Here is an 18,463-nt window from a genome sequence, read left to right on the forward strand (position 1 = left end):
TCGGCTTCCTGCCGCTTGCTGCTGTTGAGCGGCAAGGGGGGCGTGGGCAAAACCACCCTGGCCTGTGCCCTAGCCCGTCACCTAGCCCAGAGGCAACCAGAGCGCCGTCTGCTGTTGCTGTCCACCGATCCGGCCCACTCCCTGGGGGATGTGCTGGGGATCCCGGTGGCCGACACCCCCCAACCCCTGCCGGAAAGTGCTCCGCACCGCTTGCGCGAACGGCCCAACTTGCAGGTGCGGGCCCTCCAGGCCGAGGAGCTGCTGCAGTCTTTCAAGCAGACCTACGGCCCGGCTCTGGAGCTGATTGCCGAGCGGGGCAGTTGGCTGGGGCGAGAGGATCTGTTGCCCCTTTGGGATCTGGACTGGCCGGGGGTGGACGAGCTGATGGCCATCCTCGAGGTCAACCGCCTGCTGGCAGGCCAAGAGGTGGACACAGTCATCCTGGACACGGCCCCCACCGGCCACACCCTGCGGCTGTTGGAGTTGCCCGACTTTTTGGATAATCTGCTGGCGGTGTTTGCCACCTTCCAGGCCAAGCACCGCGAGGTTGTCCAATCCCTGACGGGCACCTATCGACCGGATGAGGCCGATGCTTTTTTGACCCGGCTACAAAGTGAGCTGGAGGGAGGCAAAGCCCGCCTCACCGACCCGGAGAGCACCTCTGCTTGGCTGGTGCTGATCCCGGAGCCGTTGAGCGTGGCGGAGACCCGCCGCTTCTGTCAACAACTGCAAAGCCGCCGTGTGCCTGTGGGGGGTCTTCTGGTCAACCAGGTGCTGCTGGGGACGGTGGCGGCCGCAGGGGAAAAAGCGGAAGCAACCCCCAGCCGCCCCTCGCCTCTTTACCTAGCCCGCCAGCAGGAGCAGTGGCGCTGGCTAAAAACACTCCAAGAGGAGCTGCCTGGCTATCCCATCTGGGTTTGTCCCTATCAACTGGAGGAGCCGATTGGGCCGACGGCCCTGGACAAGCTGGTGCAACAGCTTCGCCCCTTGCCAGAGGTGCTGCCGCAGTTGGAAGAGATCCCCCCTAGCCCAGGGGAGCCTGTCGGCGGGATCCCCTCCCCCCCAAGGGTGGCCCTGCCAGATTTTTTGGCCCAAGGGATCCGCCTTGTGCTGGTGGGGGGCAAGGGCGGAGTGGGCAAGACCACGGTGGCCGGGGCCCTAGCCTGGAACTTGGCCCAGCGCCATCCCGACCAGCGGCTCTTACTGGTCTCCATCGACCCGGCCCACTCGCTGGGGGATCTGTTTCAGACAAAGCTGGGTCAGGAGCCGCTGCCGCTCTTGCCCAACCTGCTGGGCCAGGAGATCGAGGCGGCGGCAGTGCTGGAGCGCTTCCGCCAGGACTACCTGGAAGAGGTGGCGGCTATCCTGGCGGGGGAGGAAACGGCAGGGGTGGAGATCCAGTACGACCCGCAGGCTTGGCGACAGCTTTTGCAGATGCCCCCTCCCGGCCTAGACGAGGTGATGGCCCTGCTGACGGTGCTGGAACAAGAAGCCAGCGGCCAGTTCGACCTGGTGGTGGTGGATACCGCCCCCACCGGCCATCTCCTGCGCTTTTTGCAGATGCCGCAGGCCCTAGAAGGCTGGGTGAGCTTGGCCCTGAAGCTGTGGCTAAAGTACCGCGACGTGGTGGGCCGGCCGGAATGGGCGCAGCGGTTGCGGGATCTCCTGGCCCAGGTGCGCCAGCTGCAGCGGCGGCTGCGGGATCCCCAGTTTGTTAGCTTTGTCCCCGTCTTCAACCCCGAACAGGCAGTTCTGGCGGAAACCGAGCGCCTCTTGGCGGAGTTGGATGCCCTGGGGATCCCCCATCCCTACGCCGTTCTCAATCGGGTTTGGCTGGAGGACTCCACCCCCTTTGGCGCAGCCCTTTGGCGCCGCCACCAGGCCATCCTGGCCCAGTTGCCCCAGCGCTTTCCCCAGCAGGCCATTGTCACCCTCCCTTTCCTGCACCCGCCCAGCCTAGAAGCCGTTGGGGCTTACCTGCTAGGCAGCCCGGCGCCAATTCCCGCCTAGGGAGGCTAGCCTAGAGAAAGTGCGGGTGCCGCCTCTTTCCTCTGCGTTTTGCCTATGTTGCCCAACCTCCCCCAGCAAGCCATCCCCCTGTTCTCGATTGCTGCAGCCATCCTGTTGGTGTACCTGCCCATGGGCGTGGTCGGCTATGCCCGCGCCCGCGTTGGCTACGATCCCCATGCGCCGCGGGCTATGTTCGACCGGCTGCCTCCCTACGGCCAGCGGGCCACCTGGGCCCATGCCAACGGCTTTGAGGCCCTGGGCACCTTTGCGCCGTCAGCCTTGATTGCCTATGTTACTGGCCCCCACCCGGATCCCTGGCTGTTTGGCCTTAGCGGCGACGAAGGGGTAGCCTTGCTCTGCGGTGTGTTTCTGCTGGCACGGCTGTTTTACAACTTTTTCTACATCGGCGACATTCCCCTGGGGCGCTCCCTCTCCTTTTTGGTTGGGTCGCTGGCCACGCTGGGCCTGCTGCTGATTGGCCTGTTGCCGTTTCTGGGCCAGAACTGGGCTTAGCCCGAGGCTACAGCCGCAGCGACGAGAGGGCCACGCCAGCCCGGTGGGCCACCACCACGCCAATGGCCTCCAGGTAGGAGCTAACCGCCACATGCGGGATCCCCAACTGGCGCGGGTGAACCTGCATGACGGTGGTGTTTTCTTCGACGGCAATAAACAGGGGCGGGCGGGGGCGGCTGGCGAGGTAAAGTAGGCCGGGGCCGCCAAAGGCGGTGGCCGGGGCAATGACGCTGTCCACCTGCTCGGCTGTCAGGTCGCCCGTCTGGAGGGGATCCCCCCTTTTCACAAACTGGGGAGCGTAGCTCAGCCCTGCCAAAACCGAGGGCAGGAAAGTAAACCCCACCTCTTCAGCGGCAGCGCGGGGGTGAACCGGCTTGGGGTCGGGATCAGGGTAGAGGGCCGGAGCATGGGCACACGGGATCCCCAGCTCCCGCACCACCAGGTGGCTGAGGATGGCCTCGGCCCCCGCCAGGGGATCTACCCCCTGCCCCTGCTCGTACTGGCTAAAGTCAAGATCGTCGGGGAAGCGGGCCACCACGGCAATGGCCTCGGCCCCTGCATAGAGTAGCGCACGGGCGGCTTCCAGGAGCGCCTCGGGATCCGCTAGGGATCCCTGGCTGGCCCCGGCAGGGGAGAAGCTGACGGCAACGCCTAAGGGTCGAGGAGTCAAGCGCCAGGGGCCGATGTCCAGCCCCAGCGTGGCCTGAGCGGCTTGCATGACCTGCAAATGGCGCTGGCGCAGATCCTCAGGGATCCCGGCATCCAGCACCACCCCGATGCGGTTTTGCCGCACTGGCCTGAGGGACCACTCCCCGGCACAGAAGCGATCCAGGCCGTATCCTTCCACGTAGAGCACATTCCCCAGGGGCCAGAAGAGGGTAGCGCCGTTGAGGACATTGGGGTGGGTGATGACGCAATCCGCGGCTGCGGCCAAGGCGCGGGCCACGGGCAGGGCATCGCCGGCAAAGCCGCCCACCCGGGCACCGATACCGGTGGGAACCAAAAGCAGGACGGTGTAGGGGCGACCCATCGGACTAGACCTGGGACAAAAGCTGCTGCGCCAGCGCCTCAGCCCGCCGCACGCAGTCGCCCAGGGCTACACCGTCCAGGTAGTTGGCGCACACCCAGATCCCCGGCGTCTGGGAGGCCAGGTGGACCTGCAACTGGGCCATCCGCTGCCGGTGGCCGAGGGTGTATTGGGGAATGGCGCGGGGCCACAGGCGTTCGCCCAGGTAGATGGGCTCGGCGCGGCGGGTAAGCAGGACCTGACTGAGCTCGGCGTGGACAATTTGCGCTCGCTCCTCAGGGGACAGAGCAGTGATGGGTGGGATCCCTTGCCGGCGGGCCAAGGCAGCATCGGTAGCACCGCCCAGGAAGCTGAGGAAGCTGTGGTAGCCCTGGGGAGCCCGCTCCGGGAAAAGACAGGAGGCCCAGATAGTGCCTAGGGTGCGTAGACCCTGGGAGCGCGGGATGAGGTGGCCAAAGCCCCGCAGCGGCTGCGGCAGAACCGCTTGGGGATAGGCCAGAGCCACCACTGCCACCGGCGGATAGGGGATCCCAGCCAAGAGCTGGCTGGCCTCGGGGTTGAGTTCCTGCAGCAGCAAGGCAGCCTCATAGGCGGGGAGAGCCAGCACCACCTGGCGAGCAGCCACCCAGCGGGATCCCTCTGGGGTTGCAAAGCCCACCCCATAGAGCTCTCCCTCCCGCTGCAGCTGCACCGCTTGCCAACCCAGCCGCAGGCTGTCGCCCAGCTTTTGGGCTAGGGCCTCTGGCAACTGCTGCAGCCCCTGCCTCAGATTGCCCAGTTGGCCGCGTTTGGGCGGGGGTTGGATGGCTGCGGGAAAAGGCTGGGGTCTTTGGCGCAGAGCCTGCAGGGCGCCGGCAAAGAGACTGCCGTAGCGCTCCTCTAGACCAGCTACCCGAGGGAAAGCTGCCACCGCGCTGAGTTGATCCGGATCCCCGGCATAGACCCCTGAGGTGAAGGGCTCCACCAGGCGCTCCACCACTTCGGATCCCAGTTGTCGCCGGAAAAACTGCCGCACCGTCTCCTCCTGCCCCGGCGGCGGAGGGACAAACCCCAACAGGCCCTGCAGAGCCCGCAGCTTACCACCCACACTGAGCAGCCGTGAGCCCAGAGCCGCCGTGGGGCTCAGCGGCACTGGCAGCAGCTCTCCTTCCCAGTAGATGTAGCGGGGCAGCTTGGCATCGGCCAGCACCAGTTGGTCGGCCAGGCCCACCTCGGCAATCAAGTTGAGCAGGGCAGGCGTAGGGGTAAAGCTGTTGGGGCCTTCCTCCCAGCGGTAGCCGTCTTTGGATTGGGTGGAAATGCAGCCGCCCACCCGAGAGCTGGCCTCGGCCAAGAGCACTGGCTGAGCGGAGCCACCCCTACCAGAGAGACCCTGCTGCAGGCGCCAAGCCAGCGTCAGGCCGCTGATGCCCGCCCCAATGACCACCACTTCGGCTCTGAGGAGTTCAGGGGTTGCAAGATCCGCGGTCGCTGCCAAGCTGTCTATCCTCCATCACGGGCAACACGAGGGGCGCCATTAGCGCAGCACGCGAAACAGGCTGGGGATCCCGGCTACCTGGGGAAGCTGCTGGATCTCGGCCAGCGCCTGCCGGCAGTCAGCCTCGCGCACGGTGTGGGTGAGGACAACAATCTCCGCCAGCTCCTGGTGGCACTCCTTTTGGGTAATGCTCTCCAGGCTAACCTGGTGCCGGCCAAAGCAGGTGCCAATAGCTCCCATCACCCCCGGTCGATCCTGGGCCAGCACTCGCACGTAAAACTCCGACTGCACCTCCGCCAGTGGCAGCAGGGAGGCAACAGGAGGAGAAACAGGCAATCCCCAGAGAGGATTGGGGAGATGGGCCCCTGTCTGCAGGTGGGCAAGTAGGGTGAGCAGATCCCCAACGACAGCACTGGCCGTCGGCCCCTGTCCCGCCCCCGGCCCGGAGAGCACCACCTGGCCCAGGGGATCCCCTTGTACCCAGACGGCGTTGTCCACGCCGTGGATATTAGCCAGCGGGTGGGTCAGCGGCAATAGGGTGGGGTGGACGCGGACATCCAAGGCCGTTTCGGATCCTGGGACACCAGCCCTCTGGGCAATGGCCAAAAGCTTGAAGGTGTAGCCCCACTCGCGGGCATAGCGGATGTCGGTGGGGCTGATGCTGCGGATCCCTTCGCAAGGGATGGCCTCCCGCGGCACCGACACCCCAAACGCCAGGCTAGCCAAAATGGCGATCTTGTCCGCCGCATCCCATCCTTCCACATCGGCGCTGGGATCCGCCTCCGCATAGCCGCGGGCTTGGGCTTGGGCCAGCGCTTCGGCAAAGGAGCTACCCTCCTGGGCCATCTGGCTGAGGATGAAGTTGGTCGTGCCGTTGATGATGCCCCAGACCGCCTGGATGCGGCTGGCCTGCAGCGACTGCTGCAAAGTCTGGACGACAGGGATCCCACCCCCCACGGCTGCCTCCAGCAGCACGGCCACCCTGGCCTGGGCAGCAGCGCGGAAGATCTCCTCGCCATAGCGGGCAATGACCGCTTTGTTGGCTGTAATGACTGGCTTGCCGTGGTCAATGGCCTTTAGGATGAGGCTGCGAGCCGGCTCCAGCCCGCCCATGAGCTCAATCACCACGTCAATGTCTGGATCCGACACAATCCGCTCTAGGTCAGTGGTCAGGCGCTCAAGCGGGATGGATACCCGCCGCGGCCTGTCCAGGGAACGCACCCCTACCGCCGCAAGCTCGACAGCCTGCAAGAGGGGGTGAGGTGGGCGTTGCAAAATCTCTACCACGCCCGTGCCGACAGTACCCAGCCCCAGTAGCCCAACCCGATAGACCACAGCCGCTCCCTCGCCCGTTGATCCCTGAGACCCAAAGACTTCCTTACCTTTACCAGGTTGACACACTCCTGGCCCCATCAGGACGAGATTTTGGCCATCCATCCCAAGGCGCTTTGGGTTCAGGGGGAAGGTGCGTTGAGACAGCCGCAGGGATCCCTCGCTGTGGGGGCAGTGCCGGTTTGGGGTTTATGCTGAAGGGGGGATCCCTTTACAGATGTTTTCATTCATAGCCTTCATGTCCAGAACCTGTACCATCTACCGCCGTGCCCATTTTGCCGCCAGCCACCGCTACTGGCTGCCGGAGCTCTCTGAAGCCGAGAACCTGGCCCGCTTTGGCCCCCACGCCCGCTTCCCCGGCCACGGCCACAACTACGTGCTGGAGGTGGGCTTGACGGGAGAGGTGGACGAGTACGGCATGGTGCTTAACCTCTCAGAGGTCAAGCAAGTGCTTCAGGAACGGGTCATTCAAGAGCTGAACTTTGCCTACCTCAACGAAGCTTGGCCAGAGTTTGCCCAAACCCTGCCCACCACCGAGTTCATCGCCTACGCTATCTGGCAGCGCCTAGCCGATGCGCTGCCGCTCAGTAGTATGCGCCTCTACGAGGATCCCCACCTTTGGGCCGAATACCGAGGAGAAGCCATGCAAGCCTACTTGACCGTTGCCACCCACTTTAGCGCCGCCCACCGCTTGGCCTTGGATCACCTCAGTCTGGAAGAGAACACCGCCATCTACGGCCTCTGCGCCCGTCCCCACGGCCACGGCCACAACTATGGCCTGGAGATCACCGTCAAGGGATCCATCGACCCGCGCACGGGGATGATCGTGGACTTGGCGGCTTTGCAGCGGGTAATTGAGGAGCAGGTGGTCAAACCCCTAGATCACACCTTCTTAAACAAAGACATCCCCTACTTTGCCCAGGTGGTGCCCACCGCCGAAAACATTGCCCTCTACATCCAGCGGCTGCTGACTCTGCCCCTGCGGGAGCTGGGGGTGCAACTGCACCGTGTCCGCCTGCAGGAAAGCCCCAACAACAGCAGCGAGGTCTATGGGGAGTTTCCGCTAGAGGAGCTGGGCGCAGCTACCGCTGCCACCCCATACCCCGCGAGCGAGGGCAAGAGGGATCCCTCTGAAGTGGAGCCCCTAGCTGCCGGCAGGGGTAGGCCAGCCGCCTATGCTGGATCTTGTTAAACTGAGCGAGCAGATTCCCGCCTTCGCCCGCCACCTGCAGCAGGAGTCGAAGGCCAACCAAGAGCGTCTGCGCCTGGCCTTGCAAGAGTTTGCCCGCCTGCAGCGAGAACCCCAAGCCTGGCAGTCCCGCTGGGCGGAGTGGGGATCCCATCTCGCCTTTACCTGCGCCAGTCCCGCCGAGCCGCCGGAAACCTGGGGATCCCTGCCCAAAGTGGAACCTTTGCAGGGGCCGCACACGGTGGTGGCCACCGACGGCTCCCAGATCCTGCCCAGCCACCACGAGATCGCCTACTGCTCGCTCATCAACATTGGGCGGGTAGCCCTCCACTACGGCACGCAAGAGTGGCCGCTGCTGGACAGCCAGCCCCTGCTGATCTACGGGCAGGAGCCCTTTGCTCAACCGAACCGATCCAACTCCCTTCCAGGAGCGGCCCCGCGCCGTCTTCGCCGCCAACCCCGCCGAGAGGAAGGAGATCGCGGTGAGGGGGCGGAGATTGCTTTGGACGCCGAAGAGGTGCTGGCTTTGCGGCGCTCCCAGGCAGAGTTGGAGGAGCTGGCCCAGTTGGCCCTGTCGCTGTCCTGCCGTCGCCTCACGCTGGCGCTGCTGGATGGATCCCTGATCCCCTGGGGACTGGAGTCGCTGCCTAGATCAACCCAACGTCCCTGGCTGGATCCCATCCTGGCGACCCTGGAGCAGTTGCGGGCGGCCCGCATCCCCCTGGTGGGCTACATCAGCGCTTCCCGCAGCAGCGAAACCCTTAACTACTTGCGCCTGGGGCTGTGCCCCTACCTGGGCTGCGACTGCTATCGCTACTGCGCCGGCGAGAAAACTCCCCCCTGCCAGCCCTTTGCCCCCCTGGCAGATCGCGTTTTTTGGGGATCCCTGCTGCAGGCGGGAGAGCGCAGCCCCCTCTGGCGCAGTGGCGCCAGCGTCCTGGAGACTTTTGGGGAACATCACATCCACTGCTGTTACTTGAATGTTGGCGCGAACCCTGGCGAGGGATCCCTGCCGGAGATTGCCCGGCTAGAGTTTCCCGCCTGGGTGGCCCAGGATCCAGAGCTGCTGCAGCAGGCCCTGGCAGGGGTGCTGAGCCAGGTGCAAAAGGGCTTTGGCTACCCCATCGCCCTGGCCGAAGCCCATCATCTGGCTGTAGTGAGAGGAGGCGATCGGCAGCGGTTCTTCACCCTCATCGAGCAGGAGCTGATCCGCGCCGGCCTGCGCCATGTGGCCGTCTCTCGTAAGGAAGCCCAGAAGCGAACGGGTATCGCCTAATTGGTGCCAGTGCCGCAAAGCTCTTCCTTCCCTCTCCTTCTAGGAGAGGGGCTGGGGGTGAGGGAATGACTCCTTAGACCCAAAATCGTAGCGCCTGCTGGGATCCTTGGCATCCCAGAAGCGACTATAACCTATTGAGCGGATCCCAGTCCCAAGGCTATCTTTAGCCGATTGACCCCTCGGTTTTGGTTGCCGCCCTATGATGACCCGAACTCCTCTTCGCTCTGTTGGCTCCAGCTTGGCCCCCAGCCCTCTCTGGTACAAAGACGCGGTGATCTACGAAGTGCCGGTGCGGGCCTTTGCCGATAGCGATGGCGATGGCGTGGGCGACTTCCAGGGCCTGACGGAAAAGCTGGACTACCTGCAAGATCTCGGCATCACGGCCATCTGGCTGTTGCCCTTTTTCCCATCCCCCCTGCGGGATGATGGCTATGATGTTTCTGATTTTACCAACGTTAACCCCACCCTGGGCACCCTAGAGGACTTTAAAATCTTTCTAGATGCCGCCCACCAACGCGGGATCCGCGTCATCATCGAGCTGATCCTCAACCACACCTCCGATCAGCATCCCTGGTTTCAGCGGGCTCGGCGCGCTGCCCCCGGCACGCCTGAGCGGGATTTCTACGTTTGGAGCGACACCCCCGAAAAGTACAAAGAGGCCCGCATCATCTTTCAAGACTTTGAAACTTCCAACTGGGCCTGGGATCCGGTGGCCAAGGCCTACTACTGGCATCGCTTCTACTCCCACCAGCCGGATCTCAACTACGACAACCCTGCCGTGCAGAAGGCCATCTTCGAGGTGGTGGACTTTTGGCTGAGCATGGGGGTGGACGGCCTGCGGTTGGACGCGGTGCCCTATCTGTACGAGCGGGAGGGCACCAACTGCGAGAACCTGCCGGAAACCCACGCCTTCCTCAAGGCCCTACGCAAATACATTGACGAAAGATATCCCAACCGTATGCTGCTGGCGGAGGCCAACCAGTGGCCGGAAGATGCTGTGGCCTACTTCGGCGACGGAGACGAGTGCCACATGGACTTCCACTTCCCCCTGATGCCACGGCTCTTTATGGCCATCCAGATGGAGGATCGCTTCCCCATCATCGACATCCTGCAGCAGACTCCCCCCATCCCCGAAACCTGCCAGTGGGCTATTTTCTTGCGCAACCACGACGAGCTCACCCTGGAGATGGTTACCGACGAAGAGCGGGACTACATGTACCAGGTCTACGCCAAGGATCCCAACGCGCGGGTCAACCTGGGCATCCGTCGCCGCCTGGCCCCGCTGCTGGGCAACAGCCGCCGCCGCATCGAGCTGATGAACAGCCTGCTGTTTTCTCTGCCCGGCACGCCGGTGATCTACTACGGCGACGAAATCGGCATGGGGGACAACATCTACCTGGGGGATCGCAACAGCGTGCGCACGCCGATGCAGTGGAGCGCCGACCGCAATGCCGGCTTTTCTCGCGCCAACCCGCAGAAGCTCTACCTGCCCATCGTCATCGATGCCGAGTACCACTACGAAACCGTCAACGTGGAAGCGCAGCGGAACAACCCCTATTCCCTGTGGTGGACGATGAAACGGATGATTGCGGTGCGCAAGCGCTTCCAAGCTTTTGGCCGCGGCTCTTTTGAGCTGCTGCACCCGGAAAACCGCAAGGTGCTGGCCTTTATGCGGGCCTACGGCGACGAGCGCATCCTGGTGGTGGCCAACCTCTCCCGCTACGCGCAGTTTGTGGAGCTGGACTTAGCCCACTGGGAGGGGCTGATCCCGGTAGAGATCTTCGGGCGCACGCCGTTTCCTCCCATCGGCCAACTGCCCTATTTCCTGACCCTGGGCCCCCACTCCTTCTACTGGTTTTCCCTCGAGCCACAGCGACCAACGGAGCGGATCCACCCCAGTCACAGCAAACCGGAAGAGCCAGATCGCCTGCCCACCCTGATCGCCCCCACGTGGGAAAGCCTCTTTCAAGGGGAAAGCCAAGAGCGGCTGGAGGCGGTCTTGGGCGACTACCTCTACCGCTGCCGTTGGTTCGGCTCCAAAGCCCGCCAAATTCAGTCGGCCCAGATCTTGGATGCCATTCCCTGTAATCGGGAAGGGGATCCCCCCTTTCGGGGCCAGATTTTGCTCTTGCAAGTCGAGTTTACCGAGGGGGAAGCAGAACTCTACTCTCTCCCCGTGGGCTACACCACCCAAGAGGCGGCCCTGCACCTGCGCGTAGAGACACCCCAGGCAGTCATCCTCCCTGTGCAGGTGGCCGGGGATCCGCCGGGCGTGCTTTTCGACGCGCTGGCCGATAAAACCTTTTTGTCGTTGCCGCTGCAGATCATCGCCCAGCAGGGCCGCCTGCGCCACTCCTCAGGGGAGCTGTGGGCCACCACCTATGCTCCCTTTGAGTACGACCTCGGCCTTGAACCCCGCATCCTCAAGGCGGAGCAGAGCAACACCTCGGTGGTCTACGGCAATCAGTACATCCTCAAGTTCTATCGCAAGGTGGCCGAGGGGGTGAATCCAGAGCTAGAGATCGGCCGCTACCTGCTGGAGCACCATCCCCAGGTGCGGGTGCCGCGGCTGTTGGGATCCCTGGAATATCGCCGCCGCCGTGGGGCGCGGGGCTTTGATCCCAGCGATCAGCCCATCACGTTGGCCATTTTGCAGGAGTACATCCCCAACGAGGGGGATGCCTGGCACTACACGCTGGACAGCCTGGGGCAGTTTTTCGAGACGGTGCTGGTTCACTACCTAGAGGTGGATCCCGTGCCCGTTCCGCAGGGATCCTTCTTGGAGCTGTCTCAACTCCCCTTGCCGGAGCTGGCCTACGCCACCATTGGCAGCTACCTGGAGTCGGTGCGGATCTTGGCCAAGCGCACCGCCGAGCTGCACCTTGCTCTGGCTGCCGACACCGAAAACAAAGACTTTGCCCCCGAGCCCTTCTCCAGTCTCTACCAACGCTCCATCTATCAATCCATGCGCAATTTGGTGGGGCAGGTGTTTCCGCTGCTGAACAAGCAGATCCCCAAGCTGCCGGAGGTGGAGGCCAAGTTGGCCCGGGCTGTTCGCGACCAAGAAGGGGAGATCATGAGCCGCTTCCGCCTCATCCTGGAGCGGAAGATCACGGCTTTGCGCACTCGCTGCCATGGGGATTACCACTTGGGCCAGGTGCTGTTTACCGGCAAGGACTTTGTCATCATCGACTTTGAAGGGGAGCCGGCCCGCTCCCTGGGAGAACGCCGCCTCAAACGCTGCCCCCTGCGGGATGTGGCAGGGATGCTGCGCTCTTTCCACTACGCCGTTCACACCGGCTTGCGCCAGCAACTGGAAAGCGGCCTGGTCTGCGGGGACAAGTGCCCCGACATGATGCGCTGGGCCCAGTTTTGGCACCGCTGGGTTTGTGCTGCTTTCTTGGCCGAGTATCTCCAGGTGGCTTCCCAAGGGGCTTTTCTGCCTCGCAGCCCGCAGGAGCTGGAAGTGCTGCTAGAGGCCTATCTGCTGGAGAAGGCCATCTACGAGCTGGGCTACGAGCTCAACCACCGTCCCGAGCAGGTGGAGATCCCGCTGCGGGGGATCCTGCAGTTGCTGGGCATTTCCACCCAGGTTTGAGGGATCCCGGATGTGCGGACGGTTTAGCCTGGCGGTTGCTCCCGAACGGCTGCAGCAGCATTTTCAACTCGAGAGGGGGGCAGTGGCGGCGCTCCAGCCCCGCTACAACATTGCCCCTGCTCAGCCGCTGCTGGCGGTGGTGGCGGGATCCCTTCAGCGCCAGGCCACTCAGTTCCGCTGGGGCTTGATCCCCAGTTGGAGCCGCACTCCCAAGGCCGGGTGGATCAATGCCCGCGCCGAGACCGTGGCCGAGAAACCCTCTTTCCGCCAGGCCTTTTGCCGCCGCCGCTGCCTGATCCCGGCAGATGGCTTCTACGAGTGGGCCGACCAGGGCACGGCCAAGCGACAGCCCTACTGGTTTTACCTGCTGGATCGACCGGTGTTTGCCTTTGCCGGCATTTGGGAGCGCTGGCGCAGCCCACAAGGGGTGGAGAGAGAAACTTGCGCCATCCTCAACACGCCAGCCAATCGGCTAATGGGGCTTTTCCACGAGCGGATGCCGGCCATTTTGCTAGAAGACGATTACGACCTCTGGCTGGATCCGCAGGTGCGGGATCCGGCGCGGCTCCTGCCCTTGCTTCGCCCCTACCCGGCAGAGGCCATGGCCGCCTACCCCGTCAGCACCCATGTCAACAACCCTCGCCACGAGGATCCCACATGCCGGGCTCCCATCGGAGAAGCGGTGCAGGGATCCAACCTCAGCGAGCCCGCTGGTAGCGCATCCCCGGCAGTTGCACCAGCCAGCCCTCCAGTTCCATAAGCAGCAGGGTGCTGGAGAGGGTGGCAATGTCCATCTGGGTGGCCTGAGCCAGGGCATCGAGGCTGAGGATGTCGTTGCCCAGGAGCTGCCAGAGAAGCTGCTGCTGCGGATCCCTGGGGCCGGCGGACAAGGGTTGGTCTGGGAGAGGGGATCCCTCAACCAAGCCCAGCTCTTGGAGCAGCTCCTCGATCCCCAGGATCATCGCTGCACCACTGCGGATGAGGTGCAGACAGCCGCGGGCCGCTGCTGTGTCGATATTCCCCGGCAGGGCATACACCTCCCGCCCGTATTGGTTGGCCAGGTGAGCGGTAATCAGCGCCCCTGAGCGCTCTGGGGCCTCCATCACCAGGGTGGCGCGGCAGAGGCCGGCGATAATGCGGTTGCGCTGGGGAAAGTGCTCCTTGGCCGGCGGCGTGCCGGGGGGATATTCGCTGAGGACGGCCCCTTGTTCCAGGATGCGCCGGTAGAGAGCGCGATGGTGGTCGGGGTAAACCTGATCCACCCCAGTTCCCACCACGGCCACCGTCTTGCCGCCTGCCTCCAGGCAGGCCTGGTGGGCAATGCCGTCGATCCCGGTGGCCAGTCCCGACACCACCACGCAGCCAGCTTCCGCCAGGGCGGCGCTGACTTTCTGGGTCCACTGCTGACCGTAGGAGGTGGGGGCGCGGGTGCCGACAATAGCGATGGCCGGCTGCTGCCAGTCGGGGCACTCGCCTAAGACGTAGAGAAGGGGCGGTGGATCCGGCAGCTCCCACAACAAGGGCGGATAGCCGGGATCCGCAGGGGTTAGGAAGGGGATCCCCGGCTTTTGGGTTTGCTCCAGGATCTCCCCAGGGTCGAGGCCAGGACGGGCAGAGGCAATCGTTTCTGCCAGGGTGGGGCCAATGCCCTCTACCTGCAGCAGGGCCGGAACATCCGCCTGCCAGGCCCGTTCCAAGGATCCAAAGAACTCCGCCAGCCGCTTGAGGCGATGGGGGCCGATCCCTCTAATCCGCGCCCAAGCCAGCCAGTAGGGCCGCTCTCGTTCGCCCCCAGCTTCCCTTTTGCCGGCAGGATCGGAAATGGAGAAAGACAAGTTCAGCTCCCCCCAACAGTGGCTGTAGTACCTTAAGTAATGGTCAGCAAAAAAGCAGGAGATAGGCAAATGGCAGGATTGGATCCTGCTGGTGGTTCTCAGGCGACAAGGCCATTGCGGTTTGGACAAGGACGCCAGGCTTGGGTGTGGGGGATCTATCCGCTGCTGTGGCTGTTGACCTGGGTGGGATCCCGCTCGGCCCAGCCGCAGCTATGGGGGATCCCGGCTTGGTACTGGGGAGCAGGGTTGGCGGTGCTGCTGTTGGTGCCCCTGAACTTCTACTTTGTGCGAACTTGCTGGCCCAGGGCTGGAGATGAGTGACACGGTTTTGAGTTTGGGTGTGGTGGGGGTGTACTTGCTGCTGCTGGCGGCCATTGGTTGGTGGAGCTACCGCCGCAGCGGCCAGGATCCGGTCAGCTATTTCCTGGCAGGGCGGGGGCTGGGATCCCTGGCCTTGACCTTGACCACGCTGGCGACGCTGCTCAGCGCCTTTACCTTCCTCGGGGTGCCGGCGGATGCCTACACCCACGGCCTGGGGATTTTTTTGGCCGTGGGGGTCACCACGGCGCTGATCTCAGGGCTGTTTTTTGGGGTGGGCTACCGGGTGTGGCTGGCGGCCCGGCACTTTGGGTTCATCACCCCCTCGGAGTTCTTTGGCCACCGCTTCAACAGCCCTCTCCTGGCCCTGCTCTATTGCCTAAGCGCCCTGACGTTTACCGCCCCCTACATCAGCATCCAGATCATCGGCGGGGCGCGCACCCTGGCCGCCGTTTTGGGGGAAGGGATCCCCTACTGGCCCCTGGCGGTGGGGGTGGCGCTGGTCATCCTGGGCTATGTCCTCTTCGGCGGCTCCCAGGCCGTGGTCTGGACGGACGTGGTGCAGGGGATCATCTTGGTTGTGGGGATGGGAGTGGCCTTTGTGGCCGTGGCCTTGAGTTGGGGCCAAGAGGCCGGTAGCCAGTTGGATCCCTGGCTGAGCTTGCCCGGCCCCCAGGGGCGCTGGAGCTGGCAGACCCTGCTTGGCAACCAACTGCTGTTTTTGATGGCTACGCCCCTTTTCCCCCAATTTTTTCAGCGCTTCTACATGGCCAAAAGTGCCCGTCCCTTTCAGACCCTGATGGTGGTCTGGCCGCTGCTGATTCTACTGGTGTTCTTCCCAGCAGCCCTCATTGGCGTCTGGGGTCGGCTGGCTTTTCCTGACCTGCAGCAGCCGGATCAGATCATGCCGCTGATGTTGCAGACCCTGCCCAGCGGCGTGGCGGCAGTGGTGATTACAGCGGCGCTGGCGGCTTTGATGTCTACGGCGGACTCGCAACTGCTAACTGCCAGCTCCCTGGTTACCCGGGATCTGGTGGTTACCTTGCTCAAGCGCCAGCTTTCTCCGCACCAGGAGGAGCTGTTGGGCCGCTGGGTGGTGTTGGGGATTGGGTTGGTCTCCTTTGCCATTGCCGTCAGGCCACCGGGGCTCATTACCCAGATTGCCACCTGGAGCTTTCAGGGCAACGCCATGCTCTTTCCCCTCTTGATTGCCGGCCTGTACTGGAAGCGGGCTACCCGCGCCGGGGCCGTAGCCGGAGCTTTGGTTTCCAGCGGTCTCACCTTGGGCTGGCTGGCGGGCCTGTTGCCCCAAGCCTGGACGGGGGGCTGGCTGCCGGTGATCCCGGCGGTGGTTGTCGGCACGGCGGTGCTGGTGGGGGTGAGCTTGCTCACTCAGCCCGACCAGGAGAGGCTGGCCGCCTACTATGAGAGCGGCCCTTGGGGGGAGGAGATCTCGAAATAACTGGATTGAGACAGATCCCTCACCCCCGGCCCCTCTCCCTGAGGGATGACCCTCACCCCCGGCCCCTCTCCCTGAGGGAGAGGGGAGATGCTTCGGCGTTGTTCAGCTTCTGTCGGTGGCCAACCTCTTGAGAACAAGGAAGGTGCCGCCCAGGAAGAGCAGGCCCATCAGCCCGGCTAGGGGGTTGCCGCCGATGCCGGTGAGCCACTCTGGCGCCCTGCCGGTGTACTCGATCCAAGCCAAGTTGTTGACCCAGGTGATGCCCCACACCCAGCCGGCGTGCAGCCCCAGGCTGAGTCCTAGCTTGTTTTGGTTCCACACCTTGGCCTGGGCCAGCAGCAGGCCCATCAGCCACAGCCCCGGAAACTGGGGCCAGGTGGCGAGGATCTCTGCTGGCGGCTTCAAAAAGTGGGCCAAAGCAAAGAGAAGGCTGGATCCCCACAGAGCGCTTGTCCAGCCGTAGTCCAAGGCCATCTCCTGCAGCAGCCAGCCGCGGAACAACAGCTCTTCTGCTAGAGCCACCGCCAGGCCCACCCCTAGCCCCAGCAAGCCATAGCCCAGCAGGGATCCCCCTTCCACCGGCCGCCAGCTCAGCCAGCCCAGGGCCCCCTCCAGGCCAAAGAGCAGAAAAAGCCCGCCCACACCCATCCCTAGACCCCAGAGGATCCCAGCTCGGCAGGCCCAACTCTTGTCCAAGCCATAGGCGGCAAACCCAGATCCCCACAGCCCCAGCCAAAGGAGCAGTAGAGCATACAGCGGCAGCCAGAGGTACTCTCGGCCAAAGAAAAATCCCCCCAGGCCGACCCACGGTAGCCAGGCCAAAAGGGGGATCCCCAAAAACAGCAACAGCCGCAGCGGCAAGGGAAAGGCCTTGAGTTTGCCAATCAGCTCAGCAGTCGGCAGGCCCACCCAAACCGCTCCTGGCTAGCATTCCGGCTCGATCGAGCTGGTGAGGCCGTGCCGGCGCAACTGCTCACAGTAAAACTCCGCGTGCTCCCGCGGCACCACGATGACCACAGCAACGCCGTTGTTGTGGGCTTCCAACATGATCTCGGTGGCTTGCGGCGGCATCATCGATGGAATGACCTTCACCAGCACCTGCACCACGTACTCCATGGTGTTGACATCGTCGTTGTGCAGCAACACCCGGTACATGGGCATATGCTTCGGGGTTACAGAAGGCTTAACCAGAGTCTCCGTAGCCACGACGATCCCTCCTTGGGTCAACAAGAGGTTCTAGAACGCAAAACCGAAAACAAAGCCAAAAAGCAAAAAACCTTAATGGAATTTTAGCCTTCGCAGGAAGGGCTATGAAAAGGCCGCGGAGAACCCAAGCCTCAGGTCTGGCGTTCTTAAACAGAAGCTAACCCAGTTTTCACCGGCCCACAACCTCAGTTTGGGCGCAGAAGTGCTTGACTAGGGGCAATTGGCCATTGTTGCGGATCCCTTTACATTTGCCGGCGTCGCTGAGGTTAGCTGTATGAGTTCCCTGCGTTCCCGTCGCTTTTTCCTGCAGTTGCTGATGTTTGGCGGTGGGGCAGCCGCCCTGGCCGCCTGTGGGGGCACCTCCAGTTCTTCTATACCGCCGCTGGGAGAGCCAGGATTTCCCCAGGGGGTGTTTGCCGGGGATCCCACCTCCGAAGGGGTGGTGCTTTCCACGCGGGTGGTGCCGGCCAGCAGCGTGGATACGGTGCCTGTGACGCTGCAGGTGGCGGAAAATGCCGAGTTCAACCCCATTCTGCAGCAGGTTGCGCTGACTGCCCGCCGCGTGGCCGGTCGCAACTACCGCACCGAGCCGGGCGACTACATTGCCCGCGCCGTTGTTACCGGCCTGAGGCCGGCGCAGCGCTATTTCTACCGCTTTGTCAGTGAGGGGTTTACCAGCCCTGTAGGCCAGTTCCGCACCCTGCCGGCTCCGGGCGATGGGCGGCCCATCCGCTTCTTGCACATTAGCTGCGCCAATGAGCCTCCTTTCCCCATTGGGGCGGCCCTGTTGGCCGAGGTTAACCGCGGCGATATTGATTTCATCGCCTTCAACGGCGACACCGTTTATGCGGATCGCTTCTGGCTGGGGCTGGATCCGGTACCGACGCTGGAGTTTTACCGCAGCCTCTATCGGGATCAGCGGGATCCCAAGTATGCCGGGCCGGAGTTCCCGCAGTTGTTCAGTCGCACTTCCTTTGTCGTTAACTGGGATGACCACGAGGTGATCGACAACTACAGCGGCCAGAAGGCCCGCGGCGGCCGCGCCGTCCAGCTCAACGACACCACCGGGCAAACCCGCGACGTGGAAGATTTTAGGGTGCTGGGCTACCAGGCCTTTTTTGAGTACAACCCCATCACCCCCACCTTGACGGATGTACCGGGGGTAGATAGCCGGGATCGGGTGTTTCGCAGCTTCCGCTACGGTGCCAACGCCGAAGTCT

The 18,463-nt window shown here is 63.7% G+C and carries 15 protein-coding genes; 9 read left to right on the forward strand and 6 right to left on the reverse strand.

Translation table 11 applies throughout. The features are described 5' to 3' along the window. Both NW841_RS06195 and NW841_RS06200 read left to right on the forward strand, forming a co-directional pair. On the forward strand, positions 1 to 2,010 hold a 2,010-nt coding region (locus NW841_RS06195; RefSeq protein WP_414385838.1), incomplete at its 5' end, for an ArsA family ATPase. A gap of 54 nt (positions 2,011 to 2,064) precedes the next feature. Beyond that, entirely contained in the window at positions 2,065 to 2,523 is a 459-nt protein-coding gene (locus NW841_RS06200; protein WP_414385839.1) for an MAPEG family protein, read from the forward strand. Positions 2,524 to 2,530: 7 nt separating this feature from the next. Here the strand turns inward: NW841_RS06200 and NW841_RS06205 are convergent, their stop codons facing one another. Genes NW841_RS06205 through NW841_RS06215 form a run of 3 tightly spaced genes read right to left on the reverse strand, consistent with a single transcriptional unit; the run spans position 2,531 to position 6,362 of the window. Beyond that, positions 2,531 to 3,553, reverse strand: coding sequence for a DUF3326 domain-containing protein (locus NW841_RS06205; protein ID WP_414385841.1), 1,023 nt, complete (start codon positions 3,551 to 3,553; stop codon positions 2,531 to 2,533). 4 nt (positions 3,554 to 3,557) lie between these two features. Continuing rightward, on the reverse strand, positions 3,558 to 5,027 hold the full coding sequence (hemG, locus tag NW841_RS06210) for a protoporphyrinogen oxidase (RefSeq protein WP_414385842.1): 1,470 nt from the start codon (positions 5,025 to 5,027) through the stop codon (positions 3,558 to 3,560). A gap of 39 nt (positions 5,028 to 5,066) precedes the next feature. Then, entirely contained in the window at positions 5,067 to 6,362 is a 1,296-nt protein-coding gene (locus tag NW841_RS06215; RefSeq protein ID WP_414370379.1) for a homoserine dehydrogenase, read from the reverse strand. Between the two features lie 235 nt (positions 6,363 to 6,597). Here NW841_RS06215 and NW841_RS06220 point away from each other — a divergent pair, with 235 nt between their 5' ends. The 4 genes from NW841_RS06220 to NW841_RS06235 all read left to right on the forward strand — a co-directional run bounded on the left by NW841_RS06220 (position 6,598) and on the right by NW841_RS06235 (position 13,182). Next, positions 6,598 to 7,551, forward strand: a complete 954-nt coding sequence (locus NW841_RS06220; RefSeq protein ID WP_414385852.1) for a 6-carboxytetrahydropterin synthase — start codon at positions 6,598 to 6,600, stop codon at positions 7,549 to 7,551. Further along, the gene (locus NW841_RS06225; protein WP_414385843.1) at positions 7,535 to 8,824 is read left to right on the forward strand and encodes a DNA double-strand break repair nuclease NurA; all 1,290 of its coding nucleotides are present in this window, start codon (positions 7,535 to 7,537) and stop codon (positions 8,822 to 8,824) included. The genes NW841_RS06220 and NW841_RS06225 overlap by 17 nt, the downstream gene beginning before the upstream one ends. Before the next feature lie 199 nt (positions 8,825 to 9,023). Next, on the forward strand, positions 9,024 to 12,422 hold the full coding sequence (treS, locus tag NW841_RS06230) for a maltose alpha-D-glucosyltransferase (protein ID WP_414385844.1): 3,399 nt from the start codon (positions 9,024 to 9,026) through the stop codon (positions 12,420 to 12,422). Positions 12,423 to 12,432: 10 nt separating this feature from the next. Next, positions 12,433 to 13,182 (forward strand): SOS response-associated peptidase, encoded by a 750-nt coding sequence (locus NW841_RS06235; RefSeq protein ID WP_414367671.1) that lies wholly within the window; start codon positions 12,433 to 12,435, stop codon positions 13,180 to 13,182. Here NW841_RS06235 and dprA read toward each other — a convergent pair. After that, positions 13,121 to 14,257, reverse strand: a complete 1,137-nt coding sequence (gene dprA, locus NW841_RS06240) for a DNA-processing protein DprA (protein ID WP_414385846.1) — start codon at positions 14,255 to 14,257, stop codon at positions 13,121 to 13,123. The two genes, NW841_RS06235 and dprA, sit on opposite strands and share 62 nt — an antisense overlap. 69 nt (positions 14,258 to 14,326) lie before the next feature. Here dprA and NW841_RS06245 point away from each other — a divergent pair, with 69 nt between their 5' ends. Both NW841_RS06245 and NW841_RS06250 read left to right on the forward strand, forming a co-directional pair. Next, entirely contained in the window at positions 14,327 to 14,578 is a 252-nt protein-coding gene (locus NW841_RS06245) for a hypothetical protein (RefSeq protein ID WP_414361321.1), read from the forward strand. Next, a complete protein-coding gene (locus NW841_RS06250) occupies positions 14,571 to 16,037 on the forward strand; it encodes a sodium:solute symporter family protein (RefSeq protein WP_414370373.1) in 1,467 nt (488 codons plus the stop codon). The genes NW841_RS06245 and NW841_RS06250 overlap by 8 nt, the downstream gene beginning before the upstream one ends. Positions 16,038 to 16,139: 102 nt before the next feature. Here the strand turns inward: NW841_RS06250 and NW841_RS06255 are convergent, their stop codons facing one another. Together NW841_RS06255 and clpS are read right to left on the reverse strand one after the other, a co-directional pair. Beyond that, the gene (locus tag NW841_RS06255) at positions 16,140 to 16,946 is read right to left on the reverse strand and encodes a lysostaphin resistance A-like protein (RefSeq protein ID WP_414333895.1); all 807 of its coding nucleotides are present in this window, start codon (positions 16,944 to 16,946) and stop codon (positions 16,140 to 16,142) included. 15 nt (positions 16,947 to 16,961) lie between these two features. Then, positions 16,962 to 17,243, reverse strand: coding sequence for an ATP-dependent Clp protease adapter ClpS (gene clpS / locus NW841_RS06260; RefSeq protein ID WP_414385848.1), 282 nt, complete (start codon positions 17,241 to 17,243; stop codon positions 16,962 to 16,964). Between the two features lie 274 nt (positions 17,244 to 17,517). On the opposite strand from clpS, the gene NW841_RS06265 reads away from it, so the two are divergent. Continuing rightward, positions 17,518 to 18,463, forward strand: a 946-nt coding sequence (locus tag NW841_RS06265; RefSeq protein ID WP_414385850.1) for an alkaline phosphatase D family protein, incomplete at its 3' end; no start/stop codon positions are given.

Source organism: Synechococcus sp. H60.3, from assembly GCF_047462295.1.
Classification (GTDB): domain Bacteria; phylum Cyanobacteriota; class Cyanobacteriia; order Thermostichales; family Thermostichaceae; genus Thermostichus.

Excerpts from the sequence above, each read along its gene's own strand:
- NW841_RS06245 (WP_414361321.1), top strand. The coding sequence starts at position 14,327 with ATGGCAGGATTGGATCCTGCTGGTGGTTCTCAGGCGACAAGGCCATTG.
- NW841_RS06205 (WP_414385841.1), bottom strand. The coding sequence starts at position 3,553 with ATGGGTCGCCCCTACACCGTCCTGCTTTTGGTTCCCACCGGTATCGGT.
- NW841_RS06220 (WP_414385852.1), top strand. The coding sequence starts at position 6,598 with ATGTCCAGAACCTGTACCATCTACCGCCGTGCCCATTTTGCCGCCAGC.
- NW841_RS06225 (WP_414385843.1), top strand. The coding sequence starts at position 7,535 with ATGCTGGATCTTGTTAAACTGAGCGAGCAGATTCCCGCCTTCGCCCGC.
- NW841_RS06250 (WP_414370373.1), top strand. The coding sequence starts at position 14,571 with ATGAGTGACACGGTTTTGAGTTTGGGTGTGGTGGGGGTGTACTTGCTG.
- treS (WP_414385844.1), top strand. The coding sequence starts at position 9,024 with ATGATGACCCGAACTCCTCTTCGCTCTGTTGGCTCCAGCTTGGCCCCC.
- NW841_RS06200 (WP_414385839.1), top strand. The coding sequence starts at position 2,065 with ATGTTGCCCAACCTCCCCCAGCAAGCCATCCCCCTGTTCTCGATTGCT.
- NW841_RS06235 (WP_414367671.1), top strand. The coding sequence starts at position 12,433 with ATGTGCGGACGGTTTAGCCTGGCGGTTGCTCCCGAACGGCTGCAGCAG.